Annotated in this window: 7 protein-coding genes; 2 read left to right on the forward strand and 5 right to left on the reverse strand. The window is 76.3% G+C overall.

All coding sequences use genetic code 11. The features are described 5' to 3' along the window. Window positions 1-16 precede the first annotated feature (16 nt). The 5 genes from ACIQBJ_RS02370 to argB form a co-directional block, all read right to left on the reverse strand. Window positions 17-12,361, reverse strand: coding sequence for an amino acid adenylation domain-containing protein (locus ACIQBJ_RS02370; RefSeq protein ID WP_400702078.1), 12,345 nt, complete (start codon window positions 12,359-12,361; stop codon window positions 17-19). A 195-nt stretch (window positions 12,362-12,556) separates the two neighbouring features. Further along, window positions 12,557-13,552 carry an ABC transporter substrate-binding protein gene (locus ACIQBJ_RS02375; protein ID WP_400702081.1) on the reverse strand — a complete coding sequence of 332 codons (996 nt, stop codon included), beginning with the start codon at window positions 13,550-13,552 and terminating at the stop codon, window positions 12,557-12,559. 80 nt (window positions 13,553-13,632) lie between these two features. Beyond that, on the reverse strand, window positions 13,633-13,878 hold the full coding sequence (locus ACIQBJ_RS02380) for a phosphopantetheine-binding protein (protein ID WP_400702085.1): 246 nt from the start codon (window positions 13,876-13,878) through the stop codon (window positions 13,633-13,635). Between the two features lie 40 nt (window positions 13,879-13,918). Beyond that, entirely contained in the window at window positions 13,919-15,274 is a 1,356-nt protein-coding gene (locus ACIQBJ_RS02385; RefSeq protein ID WP_400702088.1) for a lysine N(6)-hydroxylase/L-ornithine N(5)-oxygenase family protein, read from the reverse strand. A gap of 207 nt (window positions 15,275-15,481) precedes the next feature. Further along, window positions 15,482-16,405 (reverse strand): acetylglutamate kinase, encoded by a 924-nt coding sequence (gene argB, locus ACIQBJ_RS02390; protein ID WP_400702091.1) that lies wholly within the window; start codon window positions 16,403-16,405, stop codon window positions 15,482-15,484. Window positions 16,406-16,733: 328 nt separating this feature from the next. Here argB and ACIQBJ_RS02395 point away from each other — a divergent pair, with 328 nt between their 5' ends. Together ACIQBJ_RS02395 and ACIQBJ_RS02400 are read left to right on the forward strand one after the other, a co-directional pair. After that, window positions 16,734-18,026 (forward strand): ricin-type beta-trefoil lectin domain protein, encoded by a 1,293-nt coding sequence (locus ACIQBJ_RS02395; protein WP_400702094.1) that lies wholly within the window; start codon window positions 16,734-16,736, stop codon window positions 18,024-18,026. Between the two features lie 164 nt (window positions 18,027-18,190). Further along, window positions 18,191-19,882: a beta-1,3-glucanase family protein gene (locus tag ACIQBJ_RS02400; RefSeq protein WP_400702097.1), complete on the forward strand. Its 1,692-nt coding sequence runs from the start codon at window positions 18,191-18,193 to the stop codon at window positions 19,880-19,882. The last annotated feature ends 41 nt before the right edge of the window (window positions 19,883-19,923 follow it).

The following is a 19,923-nucleotide window of genomic DNA, read 5'->3' on the forward strand; positions in this document are numbered from 1 at the left end:
CCCGGCGGGAGGGCGGTCATCGGGGGCGCCGGGTGCGGAGCTTGGACTGGAGGCGGTCGAGCTGGCCCTGCTTCAGGGCGACCAGGGAGAGGTCGGCCGGGGTGAGGGGGGCCGTGCGGCGGGCGAGGGCGTCGAGGGCGGTGAGCCAGGCGTCGGCGATGGCGGCGGCCTCCGGTTCGGTCAGCAGCGCGGCGGGCCAGGAGAGTTCGACCGCGAGTTCGGGGCGGCCGGTCGGGCCGGGGACGACGGCCGCGTCGATCTCCAGCGGGTAGCCCGCGGGCATCCGCGGGTCGGGTCCGGCCCCGGCCGCGACCGCGGCGCGTTCCTCGGCCGGGGCGAGCGGCCAGCCGTCCCCGGTGGGCGCTGCCTGGTCGGTGCGGCCCCGGTAGTTGAACAGCACCGGGGAGGCCGGGGCGGCGGCCAGCAGCGGCGCGGTCTGCGGGTCGAGGTGGCGCAGCAGGCCGTGGCCGAGCCCCTTGTCGGGGGCGGCGCGCAGCTGCTCCTTGACCCGGGCCAGGACGTCCGACGTCGCGGCCGGGTCGAGTCCGGCCAGGTCGAGCCGGACGGGGTGGACGGTGGTGAACCAGCCGACGGTGCCGGACAGGTCGGGGGTGTGGCCGTCGTGGCCGCCCCGGCCGTGGCCCTCCAGGTCGACCTGGACGTTCGGCGCGTGGCCCGGCCGGGCCACGGCCAGGCCCAGGACCAGTGCGGCCAGCAGGAGTTCGTCGACGCCGGTGCCCGCGCCGGCGAGCAGCGGGGCGGTGCGCTCCGCCGGGACGACCCGGCGCAGGGTGCGCAGGGTGGCGACGGTGTCGCGGACGGGGTCGGCGGCCAGGCCGGCCAGCGGCCCGGCGGGGCCCGCCGTCGCGGTGCGCCAGTACGCGGCCTCGGCGAGCCGGACCCGCTGCCCGGCGTGGGCGTGCAGGTGCTCGGCCCACTCGCGCAGGCCGACCAGCTCGGGCGCGAGGGCGGGGCGGCGACCGGCGGCGGCGTCCCGGTGGGCGGCGGCGAGCCGGGGCAGCAGCACCCGCCAGGAGACGCCGTCCACGGCCAGGTGGTGGACCGTCAGCAGCAGCCTGCCCTCGGCCCCGTCCCCGGCGTCGAACCACACCGCGCGCACCGTCCGCCCGGCCGCCGGGTCCAACTCCCCGGCCGCCCGGTCCGCCTCCGCGGTGAGCTGCGCCGCGCTCGGCCCGCCGGGGGCCGCGACCCGCCGCAGCAGCCCGTCGGCGGCGGGAGCGCCGGACGACGCGGCCGCGGCCGGGACGGTCTCCTGGGTCCACAGGCCGTCCGTGGTGTCGAGGCGCAGCCGCAGGGCGGGGTGGGTCTCGATCAGCGCGGTCAGGGCGGTGCGCAGGGCGGTCGGGTCCAGGTCGGCGGGGGTGGTGAGCAGGACGGACTGGTTGAACCGGTCGATCGGGCCGCCGCGTTCGCGCAGCCAGTGCACGACGGGGAGCAGCGGGACCGGCCCGTCGGACGGAGCGGCCGGCGGGAGGGCCGGGGCGGCCGGGGGTGCGGCGGGGGCGCCGAAGGCGGTGGCCAGCGCGGCGGGGGTGGGGTGCTGGAAGACGTCCTTGGCGCTGATCGCCCAGCCCGCGGCCTTGGCCCGGCTGACGAGTTGGAGCGAGACGATGCTGTCGCCGCCGAGGGCGAAGAAGTTCTCGTCGGGGCCGACCTCGGCGAGGCCGAGCACCTCGGCGAAGACCCGGGTGAGCGCGGTCGCGGGGGTGGCGGCGGCCGGGACGGCGGCGGCGAGGGCGGTGGAGCGTTCGGGGGCGGGCAGCGCCTTGCGGTCGAGCTTGCCGTTGACGGACAGCGGCAGCGCGGCGAGCTCCACCACCACGGACGGGACCAGGTGTTCGGGGAGGGTCGCGGCGAGCGCGGCCCGGGCGCCGCTGCCGGTCGCGCCGGAGCCCGCCGCGGGAACCACGTACCCGACCAGCTGCTTCGCGCCGCCGGCGGTCTCCCGGACGGTGGCGGCGGCCGCGGCGACGCCCGGCAGGGCGGCCAACGCGGCCTCGATCTCGCCGAGTTCGATCCGGAAGCCGCGGATCTTCACCTGGTCGTCGGTCCGGCCCAGGTACTCGACGCTGCCGTCGATCCGGTGGCGCACCAGGTCGCCGGTCCGGTACATCCGCTCGCCGGGCGCGCCGAACGGGTCGGCGACGAACCGGGACGCGGTGAGGCCGGGGCGGCCGAGGTAGCCGCGCGCCAACTGCACGCCCGCCAGGTACAGTTCGCCCGCCACGCCGACCGGGCAGGGCCGCAGCGCGGCGTCCAGCACGTACAGCCGGGTGTTCCAGGCGGGGCGGCCGATCGGGACGGTGCCCGCACCGGCCCAGGCGCGGTGGTGGGTGACGTCGACGGCGGCCTCGGTGGGGCCGTACAGGTTGTGCAGTTCGATCTGCGGCCAGAGCGCGAGGAAGCGGTCGACGGCGGCGGCGGGCAGCGCCTCGCCGGAGCAGTAGACCCGGCGGACGCCCGCGAACTCCCTTCGCAGGGCGGGGTCCTGTTCGGCGGCGGTGGTGAAGGCGACCAGCATGGACGGCACGAAGTGGCAGGTGGTGACGCCGCCGCGGGCGACCAGCGCGGCCAGGTACCCGGGGTCGCGGTGGCCGCCGGGGCGGGCCAGCACGACGCGGGCGCCGACGGTCAGGGCGAGGAAGAACTCCCAGACGGAGACGTCGAATCCGGCGGGGGTCTTCTGCAGGACCCGGTCGGCGGCGTCGATCGCGTACATCTCGCGCATCCACTCCAGCCGGTTGACGATCGCCCGGTGGGTGACGACGACGCCCTTGGGGCGGCCGGTGGAGCCGGAGGTGAAGATGACGTACGCGGCGTGGTCGGGGCCGGGCGCGGCGAGCGCCAGGTCGGCGGGGCCGGTGGCGTCGACGGGCAGCAGCGGCACGCCGGGCACCGCCGGGACGGCGGCGTCCGCCCCGGGCAGGGTGAGCACGCAGACGGGGCGGGCGTCCTCGATCATCCCGGCCAAGCGCTCGGCCGGGTACTCGGTGTCCAGCGGCAGGTAGGCGGCCCCGGCCCGCAGCACGGCGAGCAGCGCGACCATCAGTTCGGCGGAGCGCGGCACGGCGACGCCGACCACGGTGTCCGGCCCGGCCCCGGCGGCGGTCAGCGCGCGGGCCAACCGGTCGGCCCGGTCGGCGAGTTCGCGGTAGGTCAGCGCGGTGTCCTCGAACTCGACGGCGACCGCGTCGGGGGTAGCGGCGACGGCCTCGGCGATCCGGGTGACCAGGGTGCCCGCGCGGACCGGGATCGCGGTGGCGTTCCAGGCCCCGGCCAGGCCGCGGACCTCCTCGGCGGCGGTCGGCTCGATCGTGCCGACCGGCCGGGCCGGGTCGGCGGCGGCCTGCTCCAGGACGCGCAGCAGCCGGGCGCCGAACAGGCGGGCGGTGGCCCGGTCGAACAGGTCCTCGGCGTGGATGACGGTCAGGTCGGTGCGGGTGCCGTCGGCGGACTCCACGAAAGTGAACGCCAGGTCGAAGCGGGCGGCGTGCACCGGGTCGGGCAGCAGCGCGGTGCGGGCGCCGAGCAGCGCGTCCAGGCCGCCGGCCTCCTTGCGGTACTGGACCATCACCTGGAACAGCGGGTGCCGGCCCAGGGTCCGTTCGGGGTTGACCAGGTCGACCAGGCGGTCGAACGGCAGGTCCTGGTGGGCGAGCGCGCCCAGCACGGTCTCCTTCGCCCCGGCGACGAGCTGCTCGAAGCTCTGCCCGTCCTCCCACCCGTGCCGCAGCACCAGGGTGTTGACGAAGAAGCCGACCAGCTGTTCCAGCTCCTGCTCGCCGCGCCCGGCGACGGGGGCGCCGAGCGCCACGTCCCTGGTCCCGGCCAGTCGGCCGAGCAGCAGCGCGGCGGCGGCCTGCACCACCATGAACGGGGTGGCGCCGGTGCGCCGGGCCAACGCGGCGAGGGCGGTGTGCAGTTCGGCGGGCAGTGCGAGCCGGACGGCGCCGCCGCGGCCGGTGGCCTCGGCGGGGCGCGGCCGGTCGGCGGGCAGCGCGAGTTCGGCGGGCAGCCCGGCCAGCCGCTCGGCCCAGTAGGCGGCCTGGCGGTCCGTCGGCTGCTCGGCCTGCCACAGCGTGTGGTCGGCGAACTGGAGCGGCAGCGGCGGCAGTTCGGGCGCGCGCCCGGCCCGCCGGGCGGTGTAGGCGGCGTCCAGGTCGCGCAGCAGCACGCCCTCGGACCACTCGTCCCCGGCCAGGTGGTGCAGCGCGATGCTCAGCACGTGCCGGCGCGGGCCCGCGCTGAGCAGCACGGCGCGGACCGGGAGCTCCCCGGTCAGGTCGAAGGCGTGGGCGCCCGCCGCGGCGGCCTCCGCGTCCAGCCGGTGCCCGGGCACCTCGCGGACCTCGAACGGCACCCCGGCCCGCTCGGGCGACAGGACGCGCTGGTAGGGGCGGCCCTCGTGCTCGGCGACGACGGTGCGCAGCGCCTCGTGCCGGGCCAGCACGTCGCCGAACGCCGACTCCAGGGCGGCGGCGTCGAGTTCGCCGTCGATCCGGAGCGCGCACGGGATGGTGTAGGCGGTGGACGGGCCCTGCAGGCGGTCCAGGAACCAGAGCCGGGCCTGCGCGGGGGCGAGCGGGAGCAGCTCGGGGCGGGGCCGGGCCGCGGGCGCGGTGCGGCCGGGTCCGTCGCCGTCCAGCCGGGCGGCGAACGCGGCGGGGGTGCGGGCCTCGAACAGGGCGCGGATCGCGACCTCGGTGCCGAGCGCGGCGCGCAGCCGGCCCACCACCCGGGTGGCGAGCAGCGAGTGGCCGCCGAGGGCGAAGAAGTCCTCGTCGACGCCGACGGCGGGCAGGCCGAGGACGTCCGCGAAGGCTTCGCAGACCAGTTGTTCGCGGGCGGTGCGCGGGGCCCGCCCGGCGGGGGCGGCGTACGCGTCGGCGCCGGGCTCGGGCAGCGCCTGCCGGTCGAGCTTGCCGTTGACGTTCAGCGGCAGCGCGTCCAGCGCCACCAGGGCGGCGGGCACCAGGTACTCGGGCAGCGCCGCGCCGAGGGCCTTGCGCAGGGCCGCCGGGTCGGTGTCCGCGCCGGGCGCGGGCACCAGGTAGCCGACCAGGCGCTTGGCCCCGCCGGGGCCGGGGCGGACCACCACGGCGGCCTGCGCGACGCCGGGCAGCGCGGCGAGCGCGGCCTCGGCCTCGCCGGGCTCGACCCGGAAGCCGCGGATCTTCACCTGGTCGTCCTCGCGGCCCAGGTAGTCGAGGCCGCCGTCGGCCCGGTGCCGGACCAGGTCGCCGGTGCGGTACATCCGGGTGCCGGGCGCGCCGAACGGGTCGGCGACGAACCGGGACGCCGTCAGGCCGGGCCGGTTGCCGTAGCCGCGGGCCAGGCCGGGCCCGGCGACGTACAGCTCGCCGGGGGTGCCGGGCGGCACCGGCCGCAGCCGGGCGTCCAGCACGTAGCAGCGGGTGTTGCCGATCGGCCGGCCGACGAACGGGGTCGGACTGTCGGCGAGGTCGGCGCCGAGGGTGTCGACGGTGTACTCGGTGGGACCGTAGAAGTTGTGGCCGAGCACGCCGGGGGTGGCCCGGATGCGCTGCCACAGGGCGTCGCCGACGGCCTCGCCGCCGACCAGGAACAGCAGCGGCCGGTGCGCGGGGTCGTCCAGCAGGCCCCACTCGACGAGCTGCGCGCCGAACGACGGGGTGACGTCCAGGGTGTCGATCCGGTCGGCGGTCAGGCGGGCCGCGAGCGCCTGCGGGTCGCGGCGCAACTCCTCGCCGTAGACGTGCAGTTCGTGGCCGAGCAGCAGCCACAGCAGCTGCTCCCAGGAGGAGTCGAAGGAGAACGAGGCGGTGTGCGCGGCGCGCAGCCGCCGGCCGCCGGCCGCCGCGACGGCCTTGGCGAAGACCGTGCCGCCGTGGTGCTCCAGCAGGTTGGCCAGGCCCCGGTGCGGGACCTGCACGCCCTTGGGGCGGCCGGTGGAACCGGAGGTGTGGATGACGTACGCCAGGTCGTCGGGCCCGGGGCGGACGGGGTCCGCCGAGAGCGTCCCCAGCTCGGCGAGCGGGACGGCGCCCAGCCGGGTGTCCGCCAGCACCGGCCGTTGGGCGACGAGTTCGGGCGTGGTGAGGGTGAGCAGCGGTTCGGCGTCGGCGAGCATCAGGGCGATCCGCTCGTCGGGGTGGTCGAGGTCGACCGGCAGGTAGGCGGCGCCGGCGGCGAGCACGCCGAGCAGGGCGGCGACCAGATCGGCGGAGCGCGGCAGGGCGAGCGCGACCACGGTGCCGGGGCGGGCGCCGAGCGCGGCCAGGTGGCGGGCGTGGGCGTCGACCCGGTCGGCGAGCCGACGGAACGTCAGGGTGCGCCCGTCGTGCACGACGGCGACGTCTTCGGGGCGGGCGGCGGCGGTGGCGCGGAACGCGTCGACCACGGTGCCGGCCGGGACGGGGCGGTCGGTGGCGTTCCAGCCGTCCAGCACGGCGTGCCGCTCCTCGGCCGCCAGGACGTCCAACTGCCCGACGGGCGTGGCCGGTTCGGCGGCCATCGCGGCGAGCAGGCGGAGCAGCCGGTGGCCGATCGCGGCGGCCTGCCCGGGGCGGAAGGTGTCGGGCCGGTACTCGATCGTGAACTTCGGGTGCTCGCCGGGCAGGGTGAGCAGCGTCAGCGGGTAGTGGGTGGCGCCGCGGTTGCCGACGGCGGCGACCCGCAGTCCGGTGGTGGCCAGGGCGTCCGGGTCGAACGGGTAGTTCTCGAACACCAGCAGGGTGTCGAACAGGGTGCCGTGCCCGGCGTCGGCCTGCAGCTGGGCGAGGCCGACGTGCTGGTGGTCGAGCAGCGCGGACTGCGCCTGCTGGAGCCGGGTCAGCGCCGCGGCGACCGGCTCGTCCTCGCGGAGCGCGAAACGGACCGGGACGGTGTTGCTGAACAGGCCCACCGCGCGCTCCACGCCCGGGAGTTCGCCGGGGCGGCCGGAGACGGTGGCGCCGAACATCACGTCGGTGCGGCCGGTCAGGCGGCCCAGCAGGACCGCCCAGGCGCCCTGCACCAGGGTGTTGAGGGTCAGGCCGTGGCGGCGGGCGGTGGCGGTGAGCGCGGCGGCCAGTTCGGCCGGGATCGGCAGGTCGAGTTCGCGGGCCGGGGTGCCGTCGGGGGCGGCGGGCGCGCCGAGCGCGTCGGCGAGCAGGGTGGGGCCGTCCAGGTCGGCCAGGGCGCGGCGCCAGGCGGCGGTGTCGGCGGCGGCGTCGCGTCCGGCCAGCCAGGCCAGGTGGTCGGCCCAGCGCGGCGCGGCGGGCAGTTCGCCGCCCGCGTAGACGGTCAGCACCTCGCGCAGCAGCACGGGCGTGGACCAGCCGTCCATCACGATGTGGTGGCGGGTCAGCAGCAGCCGGTGCCGGTCCGGGCCGAGCGCGACCAGGGCGCAGCGCAGCAGCGGCGGCCGGGCCAGGTCGAAGCGGCGGGCAGCCTCGGCGGTCTCGATCCGGGCGCTCTCGGCGGCCTGTCGCTCCTCGTCGAGGGCGGTCAGGTCGTGCTCGGTCCACGGGACGCGGACCTGCCCGGCGAGGGCCTGCACGGGTTCGCCGGCGGCGGTGGGGCCGAAGGCGGCGCGCAGCGCGCCGTGCCGGTGGACGACCAGGTCGACGGCGCGGACCAGGGCGTCCCGGTCGAGCGGGCCGTGCAGGTCGAGCGAGGTCAGCGAGGTGTACAGCTCGTCGTCGCCGGGGCGCTGCATCCGGTCGTGGAACAGCAGGCCCTCCTGGAGCGGGGAGAGCGGCAGCACGTCTTCCAGGCCGGGGTGGCGGGCGGCCAGCGCGTCCAGGTCGGCCTGGGTGACGGGGGCCAGCGGCACGTCGGACGGGGTGGGCGCGGCGGCGTCCGGGCGGGCCGCCCAGCGGGCCAGGCCGTCCAGCCGGGCGCACCAGGCGGCGGCCAGCGCCTCGACCTCCGCCTCGGTGAACACCCCTTCGGGCCAGACGAGTTGGACGGTCAACTCGGCGCCGCCGGGGTGGTCGTGGACGAACGCGCCGATCTCCAGGGCGTGGCCGCAGGGCCGTTCCGGGTCGGTGGTGGCGGTGATCGCGTCCCCGGCCCGCGGGTCGGGCGTCCAGGGCTCGCCGGTGGCGGCGAAGCGGCCCAGGTAGTTGAAGAGCAGGCGCGGCTCGGGCGCGTCGGCGAGCGCCAGCTCCCCGGCGGCGTCGAGGTGGCGCAGCAGGCCCCAGCCGGTGCCGGCGGCGGGCAGCGCGCGCATCCGCTCCTTGACCAGGCCGAGGGCGGTGCCGGGCTCCTCGTCGCCCGTCAGGTCGAGCCGGAGCGGGAACTCGCTGGTCAGCCAGCCGACGGTGCGCGAGGTGTCGGCGCCCGGGACGAGGTGGTCCTCGCGGCCGTGGCCCTCCAGCCGGAGCAGCAGCCCGGTGGCGGCGGCCTCGCCGTGCAGGGCGCGGCGGCGGTCCTGGAGCGCCAGCGCGAGGCCGGTCAGCAGGACGTGGTCGACCCCGGCCCGGCGGGCGGCGGGGACGGCGGTCAGCAGCGGGGCGGTCCGCCCGGCCGACAGGGTCAGCCGCAGGCGGCGCTGCCGGGCGGCGGTGTCCTGCCGGGGGTCGAGCGCCCGCTCGGCCAGCAGCGGGGCCGCCTCGCGCGTCACCTGCTGCTGCCAGTACGGCAGTTCGGCCTGCACGGCGGGGCTCGCGGCGGCCTCGGCCAGCCCGTGCGCCCAGGCCCGGACGGAGGTCGGCACCGGCGCGAGGGCCCGGCCCTCGTAGGCGTCGCGCAGGTCGGGCAGCAGGATGCGCCAGGACACGCCGTCCACCGCCAGGTGGTGGACGGCCAGCACCAGCAGCCCGTCGCACGCGGGCCCGGCGTCCAGGTGCACGGCCTGCAGCACGACCCCCTGCTCGGGGTCGAGCCGGTCCGCCGCCTCCTCCCGGGCGACGGCCGCGGCCGCCACCAGCCCCTCCGGCGCCACGGCCGTCCGCCGCACCGCCCCGGCGGCGGGCGCGGACCCGACCGGCCGCACCTCCTGCGTCCACCCGGCCGGAGCGGCGCCCGCCTCCCCCGTGAGCGCGTCCGCACCGACGTGCAGCCGCAGCCGCAGCGCGTCGTGGCGGTCCGTCAGGGCGTCGAGGGCCGCCACCAGGCGGTCGTGGTCGAGGCCGGGCGGGACGGTGACGGTGACGGTCTGGGCGTGGCGGCGGACCGGGCCGCCCTGCCGGCGCAGCCATTCGGTGACGGGGGTGGCCGGGAGCGGGCCGACGGGGTCGACGGCCGGGCCCGCGGCGGCGCCGCCGGGGGCCGTCGCGGTGACGGCGGCGGCGATCCGGGCGACGGTGCGGCGGTCGAAGACCTCGCGGGGGGTGAGGGCGAGACCGGCGTGCCGGGCCCGGCTGCCGAGCTGGATGGCGGAGATGCTGTCGCCGCCGAGCGAGAAGAAGTTGTCGTCGGCGCCGACCTGCTCGACGGGCAGGCCGAGGACCTCGGCGACCAGCGCGGCGAGCATCCGCTCGGTGCCGGTGCGCGGCGCGGCGGTGCCGCCGGTGCCGGTGGCGGGCGCGGGCAGCGCCTTGCGGTCGAGCTTGCCGTTGACGGACAGCGGCAGGGCGTCCAGGCCGACCAGCACGGCGGGGACGAAGTACTCGGGCAGGGTGAGCGCGAGGCGGTCCAGCAGGGCCTGCGGGTCGGCGGGCGGCGGGGCCGCGTAGCCGACCAACTGGTCGGCGCCGCCGGGGAGCCGGCGGACCAGCACGGCGGCCTGGGCGACGCCCGGCAGGGCGGCCAACGCGGCCTCGATCTCGCCGAGTTCGATCCGGAAGCCGCGGATCTTCACCTGGTCGTCGGTCCGGCCGAGGTACTCGACGCCGCCGTCGGCGGCCCAGCGCACCAGGTCACCGGTCCGGTACATCCGCTCGCCGGGCGCGCCGAACGGGTCGGCGACGAACCGGGACGCGGTGAGGCCGGGGCGGCCGAGGTAGCCGCGCGCCAACTGCACGCCCGCCAGGTACAGTTCGCCCGCCACGCCGACCGGGCAGGGCCGCAGCGCGGCGTCCAGCACGTACAGCCGGGTGTTCCACACGGGACGGCCGATCGGCACCGTTCCCGCGCCGGGGACGGTCGGGTGGTAGGTGACGTCGACGGCGGCCTCGGTCGGGCCGTACAGGTTGTGCAGCGGGACGCCGGGCAGTTCGGCGTACCAGCGCCCGACGGTGTCGGCGGGCAGCGCCTCGCCGGAGCAGAAGGCGCGGCGCAGGCCGGCGCAGCGGTCGGCGAGGCCGGGTTCCTCCAGGAAGGCGCGCAGCATGGACGGGACGAAGTGCAGGGTGGTGACGGCCTGTTCGGCGATCAGGTCGGCGAGGTAGCCGGGTTCCTTGTGGCCGTCGGGGCGGGCCAGCACGACGGCGGCGCCCTCGGCGAGGGCCCAGAAGAACTCCCAGACGGAGACGTCGAACCCGGCGGGGGTCTTCTGCAGGACCCGGTCGTCGGGGCCGAGCGGGTAGGCGTGCTGCATCCAGGCCAGCCGGTTGACGATGGCCCGGTGGGTGACGACGACGCCCTTCGGGCGGCCGGTGGAGCCGGAGGTGTAGATGACGTACGCGGCGTGGTCGGGCCCGGCCGCGACCGGCTCGGCGCCGTCCGCGTCCTCCGGCAACCCGTCGATCAGCAGGGCGCGTTCGCGGGCGGCGGCGGGGAGCCGGTCGAGCAACGCGGCGGTGGTGACGACCCGGACGGGGTCGGCGTCCTCGACCATCGAGGCGAGGCGTTCGGCGGGGTGGTCGGTGTCCAGCGGCAGGTAGGCGGCGCCGGAGCCGAGGATGCCGAGCAGCGCGGTCATCAGGGCGGTGGAGCGCGGCACGGCGACGGCGACGATCCGGTCCGGGCCGGCCCCGGCGGCGGCCAGCACCCGGGCCAGCTTCCGGGCGGTTTCCGACAGTTCGGCGTAGCTGAGGCTGCCGTCGGGGGCGATCACGGCGGTGGCGCGGGGGGTGCGGGCGGCCTGCGCGGCGATCCGGGTGGCCAGGGTGCCGGGCTCGACGGGGTGCGCGGTGGCGTTGCGGTGCTCCAGCAGGTCGGTGCGCTCGGCGGCGGTGAGCAGGTCGAGGTCGCCGACAGGGCGGTCCGGCTCGGCGGCCAGGCGCTCCAGCAGGGCGGTGAACCGCTCGGCGTGCAGGGCGAGTTCGGCTTCGGTGTACAGGCGCGGGTTGGCGTCGAAGTCGAGCAGCAGCCGGTGGTCGGGGGTCTTGGCGACGGAGAGCGAGAGGTCGTCGACCGGTCCGGCGGCGAGGTTGACGGTGCGGCCGGGGATGCCCGCGAAGTCCAGGTCGAGGTCGAAGGGCTTGATGTTCAGCAGCGGGCCGTACAGCCGCTCGTCGGTGCCGACCAGGCCGAGGGCGCGGCGCAGTTCCTCGCCGCGGTGCAGCTGGTGGCGGCGCAGGTCCTTGAGCTCGGCGGCGGAGCGCCGCAGGAGGGTGGCGAAGCCGTCCTCGGGGGCGACGGCGAGGCGCAGCGGCAGGATGTTGACGGCCATGCCGGGGACGCGCAGGGTGCCGGGCGCGGTGCGGGCCATCACGTGCAGGCCGACGACGGGGTCGGCGGTGCCGGTGATCCGGTGCAGGTAGGCGGCGAGGGCGGCGTGCGCGGCCTCGGCCCAGGTGGTGCGGGCGGCCTTGGCGGCGGCGAGCAGCGGGGCGGTGCGGGCGGCGTCGAGGGCGATCCGGTGGCGGAGCGCGGCGGGCGCGGCGGCGGCCTGCTGCTCGGTGAGGGCGTGCGCCTGCGGGCGGTCGGCGAAGCGCTGCCGCCACCAGGCGGCGTCCCGGGCGGCGGATTCGCCCGCCAGGTAGGCGCGTTCGGCGTCGGCGAGGACGGCGGCGGGGCGCAGCGGGCCGGCCGGGACGTCGGCACCGGTGGCGAGGGCGGTGTACACCTCGGCGACCCGGCGGGTGAACAGGGTGACGCCGTAGCCGTCGATCACCAGGTGGTGGAACCACTGGAACCAGAGGTGGCTGTCCGCGCCGGTGCGGACCAGCAGCGCGCCGTGCAGCGGGCCGCGCTCCAGGTCGGCGGGGCGGGCGAGTTGGCGGCGGACCAGGTCGACGGCGGCCTCGACGGGGTCGGTGGCGGCGCTGGTGTCGAGCCGGGCGAGGGTGAAGGCGTCCGGGTCGAAGCGGCCGGGGCGGGCGTGGCGCGGGCCGACGGTGAGGTGCAGGCCGTCGGCCTCGGCGAGGGTCCGGGCCAGGGCGGCTTCGAGCAGTTCGGGGCGGAGCGGGCCGTCCAGGCGCACGTACTGGCCGACGTTGTGGGCGGGGCTGCCGGGGTCGATGCGTTGCGCGGCGAGGACGCCGGCCTGGGCCGCCGTCAGCTCCGGTCCGGCTCCGTGTGCGGCCTGCGTGGTCGTGGTGCCAGCCATGGTCGGGCCCTTCCCGAGGTCGGCGGCCGGGGTCCGGTGCGGGGCGGGCCGGGGCCGCAGTGTGGTGCGAGGTGCGGAGGTACGTGTGCCGGGGGTGTCGCCGCCCGGGGGTCGCCGAGGGGTGCCGCCGGGGGCGCCGGGGCCGCCGCCGGGGCCCGGCCGCCGCCGCGGGCGGCCCGGGGTCCGGCGCGGGGCCTACTGGCCCTTGAGGACGGCCTCGATCTGGTCGAGCACGTTGATCGAGGTGCCGTAGCGGTCGGTGGTGGCGTAGGTGACCGGAACGACCTTGCCGGCCTTGACGGCCTTCAGGTTCTGCCAGGACGGCTGCTTGTCCAGGTCCTTGGTGTCCTGCGGGACCTCGCCGGTGGCGGCGGTCCTCGGGATCAGGATGATGTCGGCGTCGGCGAGGACGTCGAGCTTCTCCACCGAGTAGGTGACCTCGTGGTCGGTGGCGTCCGAGGACGCCTGGGAGAACTTGGCGCCCGCGTCGTTCAGCACCCGGCCGACCCAGGAGGTGGAGGTGTCGACCAGGAACTCGCCGCCGCCGTAGGAGGAGGCGATGGTCCACTTGGTCGAGTTGAGCTTGTCCGCGTAGGTGGACTTGATCTTCGCGGCCTTGGCCTCGTAGTCGGACTTCAGCTTCTTGAACTCCGCCTCCTTGCCGACTGCGGTGGCGATCTTCTCCTGCGCGTTCAGCAGGTCGACGGGCTTGTCGATGCCGAAGTACAGGGTGGGGGCGATGCCTTCGAGCTTCTTGACGCCCCAGTCGAAGGCGGTGGCGCCCTCGACGACGATCAGGTCGGGGCGGAGCGAGGCGACCTTCTCGATGTTGATCTCGATGCCGGAGCCGATCGGCTCGATCTTCTTGGCGGCCTCGGTCTGCGCGGGCAGCAGCTCCATCGGGTTGTTCTCGTCGATGGTGCTGGTGCCGACGGGCTGCACGCCGAGGTCGAGCAGCGCGCCGGTGGCGTAGGAGATGCTGACGATCCGCTGGACGCCCGCGGGGACGGTGACCTTGCCGTTGCTGGCCTCGACGGTGACCGGGCCCTTGCTCGCGCCGCCCGCGGCGGGGGCGGCGTCCTTGCCGTCGCCGCCGGAGCCGCCGGAGCCGCAGGCGGTGGCGGCGAGCACGACGGCGGCGGCCGCGGCGAGCGCCCTCGCGGTCCGGGAGGTCAGCGCGCGGGTGTTCATGGTTCTCCTCAACGGGGGTTCTTCGGCGGGGGTTCTTCGGTGGGGGGTCTTCGGCGGGAAGTCCGAGAGCTGCGGGGCGGTCAGGCGCGGGTGAGGTGGGCCGACCAGGCGAGCAGGGTGGGCGGGCCGTCCAGGTCGGCGAGGTCGGCGAACTCGACCCGGGCGCCGCGGGCGCGCCAGGTCTCCACCAGGTGCATCAGCCGCATCGAGTCCAGGCCGAGGTCGCGCAGGTCGTCCTCGTCGTGGATGTCCTCGGGCGCCTCGCCGAGCAGGTCGGCGATCTCGGCGCGCAGGGTGTCCGGGTCGAACCCGGCGGGGGCGGTCATGGCGTCAAGTCCGTTTCTTGGCAAGGAATGTGACGGAGGTTCAGGCGGTGACGGCGGCGCTGCGGGCCCGCAGGTCGCGGCCGGAGCGGCGCAGCAGCATCGAGTCGCGGATCTCGCCGGAGCGCACGGCCAGCGTGGAGAGCAGCGAGGAGGTGATGCCGTGGGTGTGCTCGGTGCCGCCCTGGAGGTAGATGCCGACGTCGAGGCGGTCCCCGGTGAGCACCCGGTGGTCGCGGTCGACCCGGAGCCGGCCCTGCTCGTCGGTGCGGCAGTCGGCGGCGAGGTCGCCGAGCAGTTCGCGCGGGTCGACGTGGGCGTAGCCGGTGGCGAGCACCACCGCGTCGCACTCCAGGGCCTGTTCGCGGCCGGTGGTGAGCGAGCGCAGCTGGGCGCGGACGCCGTCGGCGGTGTGCTCGGCGCCGATCAGGCGGGTGGTGTTGAGCACCCGCAGGCGCTCCTGTCCGGCGACCTTCTCCTGGTAGGCGGTGCGGTACAGCGCCTCGATCAGCTCGCCGTCCACCACGGAGTAGTTGGTGTTGGCGTGCTGGGCGAGCAGGGTCCGCCTGGACTCCTCGGAGGCGGCGTAGAACTCGTCCACCGCGGCCGGGTCGAAGATCCGGTTGGCGAACGGGCTGTCGTCGGCGGGGCTGTAGCCGTACCGGGTCAGCACGGCGCAGATCTCGGCGTCGGGGAAGGTGCGGTGCAGGTACTCGACGGCCTCGGCGGCGGACTGGCCGGCGCCGACCACGGCGATCCGGCGGTGCCGCAGGCCGCGCCGGGCCAACTCCGGTGCACGGAACAGCAGGTCGCGGGTGTGCCAGAGGCTCTCGCCGGTCTCGACGCCCGCGGGCAGCCGCGGGGTCAGGCCGGTGCCGACGGCGATGTTGCGGGCCCGGCGGACCTGCGCGTCGCCGCCGCCGAGCGCCTCGGAGACCACCTCGACCTGCTCGGTCCGGCCGTCGGGGCCGGTCAGCGGGCGGATGCCGGTGACGGTGCGGGCGTAGCCGACCCGGTCGGCGAACTCGGCGGCGCACCACTCGAAGTAGTCGTGGAACTCCAGCCGGGTCGGGTAGAAGGTCTTCAGGTTGATGAAGTCGGCGAGCCGGCCGCGCTCCTGCAGGTACGTCAGGAAGGTGAAGCGGCTGCGCGGGTCGCGCTGGGTGACCAGGTCCTTGAGGAAGGACACCTGCATGGTGGCGCCGTCCAGCAGCATGCCGCGGTGCCAGCCGAAGCGCTCCTGGCGCTCCAGGAAGCCGACCCGCAGCGGAGGTTCGGCACCGGTCCGGTTGTGGTCGTCGATCGCGATGGCGAGGGCGAGGTTGGCGGGGCCGAAGCCTATGCCGACCAGGTCGTCGACGTCCGCGTCCGTGCGGACCGCCTCGTTCTCCAGCGACATGCGCGTCCTTCCCTCTTCCCGATACCGGTACGACGGGGCCGGAACCGCCCGGCCCCCCAACTGCTTTGGTTAGGCTTACCTAACTTCTCTTACGACAGGCGGCTGAGTCAAGTTCAGCCCCCGCCCCGGCCAGGGCTTTTGCCCCCGACCACCCCCCGAACGCCCCTCAGCCGCCCCCGAAAGTCCCCGAACGCCCCCGGCCGCCGCTCAGCGGGCCGCGGGCACCCGGGTGGTCGCCGACCCGCCGGCGGCGGGACGGGCCGCCGGGTCGGCGACCACCCGGGTGCCGGGCGCGCCGGGGCCGAAGGCGCGCAGCACCGCGTCGGGCTCCCGCCCGTCCAGCACCCGCACCTCCCCCACCCCGGCCCGCAGCGCGGCCAGACAGGCCGTCATCTTCGGGACCATGCCGCCCGCCAGGCCGGGCAGCAGGGCGGCCAGCTCGGCGGCCGGCAGTTCCTCGATCACGTCCCCGGCGGGGGGCCAACTCCGGTACAGGCCGGGCACGTCGGTGAGCATCAGCAGGGTGCGCGCACCCAGCGCGCCGGCCACGGCGGCGGCCGCGGTGTCGGCGTTCACGTTGTAGACGGCGCCGTCGTCGCCGACCGCGACCGAGGACAGCACCGGTATCCGGCCGTCCGCCAGCAGGGCGCGCAGCAGTCCGGTGCGAACCTCGGCGACCTCGCCGACCCGGCCCAGGTCGACGGGCTCGCCGTCCACCAGGCAGCGGCGTTTGACGGCCCGCAGGGTGCCCGCGTCCTCGCCGGTCAGGCCGACCGCGAACGGGCCGTGCGCGTTGACCAGGTTGACCAGCTCGCGCTGCACCTGCCCGGCCAGCACCATCCGGACCTCGCCCATCACCTCGGGCGTGGTGACCCGCAGGCCGCCCGCGAACGGGGCGCTGACGCCGAGTCGGCGCAGGTGCGCGTCGATCTGCGGACCGCCGCCGTGCACCACCACCGGGCGCAGCCCGGCGTACCGCAGCAGCACCACGGAGCGGGCGAAGGACGCCTTCAACTCCTCCTCCACCATGGCGTTCCCGCCGAACTTGACCACCACGGTGGCGCCCCGGTGGGCGCCCAGCCCGGTCAGCCAGTCCAGCAGCCCCGGCTCCTGCGCGTGCGGTCGGTCCACCGTTCGCCTCCCACCCTCGATCACCACCCCGCCCACTTAGGCAAGGGTTACCTTACATGCAGCTCGGAGCGCTGCCCAGCACACCCCGGGCCCGCCCCGGACCGGCCTCGACGGATCTGGGCCCGCTGCGCCGGAGAGCGCTCTCACCGCCCCCCGACCGGCATGGACGACCCAGCCTTCAAGTCCCGAAGGCAAGTTGGGCGGAAATGCCTAGCAGAACAAGGGTTCTTTGACGTTGCCATGCCGATAACACCTCCGTACGATTCAGCCCTACCGGCGGCGGGACACCGCCGCAGAGAGCGCTCTCAGATCGAGGGAAGGTTCTTCCATGGCTGCTCCCCCACGCACGCGCCGCTGGTCCTTCGGCGGCTTCGCCCTGCTGGTCGCCACCGCCCTGGTGGCCGCCGCCCCGCTGACCTCGGCCACCGCCCCCGCCGCGGCCGCCGTGCCGGCCGCGGCGGCGGCACCGGCCGCCGGACAGCTCGCCGCGAACTGGGGCGACGACTTCGACGGCCCGGCCGGCGCGGCCGCCGACCCCGCCAAGTGGACGCTGGAGACCGGCGGTTCGGGCAACGGCAACCACGAGCTGCAGTACTACACGGGCGGCGCCGCGAACGCCGCGCTGGACGGCCAGGGCCACCTGGTGATCACCGCGAAGCGGAACACCGACCCCGGCCTGTCCTGCTGGTACGGCACCTGCCAGTACACCTCGGCCCGGCTGAACACCTCGCGCACCTTCACCCAGGCGTACGGGCACTTCGAGTCCCGGATCAAGATCCCGCGCGGGCAGGGCATCTGGCCGGCCTTCTGGATGCTCGGCAACGACCTCGGCACCGTCGGCTGGCCGAACAGCGGCGAGATCGACGTGATGGAGAACATCGGCCGCGAACCCGGCACCGTGCACGGCACCTTCCACGGCCCCGGCTACTCCGGCGCGGCGGGCATCGGCGCGCCCTACAGCCTCCCGGCCGGGCAGTCCTTCGCCGACGCCTTCCACACCTTCGCGGTCGACTGGAGCCCCAACTCCGTCACCTGGTCGGTGGACGGCAACGCCTACCAGACCCGCACCCCCGCCGACCTGGGCGGCAACCGCTGGGTCTTCGACCACCCGTTCTTCGTCATCCTCAACCTCGCGGTCGGCGGCGACTGGCCGGGCAGCCCCGACGGCTCCTCCAGCTACCCGCAGACCATGGTGGTCGACTACGTCCACACCAGCACCTGGGGCGGCAGCACCGGCCCCTACACCGGGCGGATCACCGGCCCCGGCGGCATGTGCGTGGACGTCGCGGGCGGCTCCAGCGCCGACAGCACGCCCATCCAGCTGCACAACTGCACCGGCAACGCCGCCCAGCAGTGGACGGTCGGCACCGACGGCACCGTCCGCGCCCTCGGCAAGTGCCTGGACGTGGCCGCCGCCTCGCACAACGACGGCGCGGTGATCCAGCTCTACACCTGCAACGGCACCAGCGCCCAGCAGTGGCAGCACCGCTCCGGCAACGACTTCCTCAACCCGGGCTCCGGCAAGTGCCTGGACTCCCCGAACGGCTCCGCCGCCGACGGCACCCACCTCCAGCTGTGGACCTGCAACGGCACCGGCGCCCAGAAGTGGACGCTCGGCTGACGCCCCGTCCGCTCCCGGGCCGCTGAGCCACCGGGCCACGGGCCGTCCCCACCGGCCCCTTCCCCGGGCGCGGCCGGTCGGCTCCCGCACCTGCCACCGGCCGCGCCCCCTCCCGCCACCGCCCCCGCTCCCTCCCGCCCCACCCGGAAGGACACCCGCACGCCATGACGCCCCGTCACGTCCAGCCCCCGGCCCCCTCGTCCGGGAGCCGCCTCTCCCGCCGCGCGCTGCTGGCCGCCGCCGCGCTCGCGCTCCCCGCCGCCGCCCTCGTCCCCGGCGGCCAGGCCGAGGCGCAGACCCCGGCCACGCTGGCCCTCGACCTGGCCAACACCACCGGCAGCAACACCGTGTACGCGTACGTGCTCGGCCGCGACCCGGCGGCGGGCGGTAGTTGGGCCTTCCTGCAGGCCAACGGCAGCGGCCTGTACCACCCGCCGAACCCGGCCAACGACCAGACGCCGCTGGGCACGGACTGCGCGATCGCGCTGAACGCCTCCGGGGCGGCCCCGCGCCGGGTCACGCTGCCGCACCTGGACAGCGGGCGGGTCTACTTCTCGGTCGGCGGCAAGCTGACCTTCCTGATGAACCGCGGCGGCGGGCTCGCGCTGCCCTCGGTGGTCAACCCGACCGACCCGAACATCGACGTCCGGCACGACTTCTGCGAATTCACCTTCAACAACGACCAGTTGTTCGGCAACATCACCTTCGTCGACATGGTCTGCCTGCCGATCGCCTTCCAACTGGAGGTCTCCGGCGGCCCCACCCAGACGGTCCGCGGCCTGCCCGCCGACGGCCTGTCCCGGGTCGCCGCCGCGCTGCGCGCCCAGTCCGCCGCCGACGGCGCGGACTGGAGCCGGCTGGTGGTCAACCGCTCCGGAGCCGACCTGCGGGTGCTGGCGCCCAACCTGGCGATCCGCGGCAACGGCTCCCTGTTCGGCGGCTACTTCGAGCCGTACGTCGACCAGGTGTGGAGCAAGTACGCGGGCACCGACCTGCGGATCGACACCCAGTACACCTGGGGCGCGTTCACCGGCCGGGTCAGCGGCGGCACGCTGAACTTCCCCGGCGCGGGATCGTTCGCCAAGCCCTCCACGCTGGCGATCTTCTCCTGCAGCGACGCCCCGTTCACCACCGGCAACGACCTGATGGGCAATCTGAGCGCCCGGCTGGCCGCCGCGTTCAACCGCACCACGCTGCTGGGCAACCCGAACCAGCCCACCGGCGAGAACCCGGCGACCTTCTACGCCCAGGCCCGCACCAACCACTACGCCCGCATCCTGCACTCCACCACGCCCGACGGCCTCGGCTACGCCTTCCCGTACGACGACGTCCACCCGGCCGGGGTCGACTTCGAGGGCAAGGTGCAGTCCGGCGCGCCGACCCGCTGGGTGATCACCGTCGGCGGCCTGTCCGGCGGCGGCACCCCGACCACCCCGCCGCCGGGCGGCGGCACCTCGGCGTTCGCCACCGTCCAGGCCGAGTCCTTCGCCGCCCAGTCGGGGGCGCAGACCGAGTCCTGCTCCGACACCGGCGGCGGCACCGACGTCGGCTGGCTCGCCAACGGCGACTGGCTGCGCTACACCCTCGACTTCGGCTCCACCGGCGCCACCCGGATCGACGCCCGGGTCGCCTCCGGCGCGGCCGCCGGCGTCAGCGGCCTGGTCCAGGTCCGCCTGGGCAGCCCCACCGCCACCCCCGTCGGCTCCTTCGCCCTCGCCAACACCGGCGGCTGGCAGACCTGGCGCACCGTCCCCGCCGACCTGGCCCGGATCACCGGCGTCCGCGACGTCTACCTGACCTTCAGCAGCGGCCAGCCCGCCGACTTCGTCAACCTCAACTGGTTCGTCTTCTCCTGAGCCCGGTGAGGGGTGGTCGTCGGCCGACGGCCGCCGGCCGC

It is taken from the genome of Kitasatospora sp. NPDC088391, assembly GCF_044753345.1.
GTDB lineage: Bacteria > Actinomycetota > Actinomycetes > Streptomycetales > Streptomycetaceae > Kitasatospora.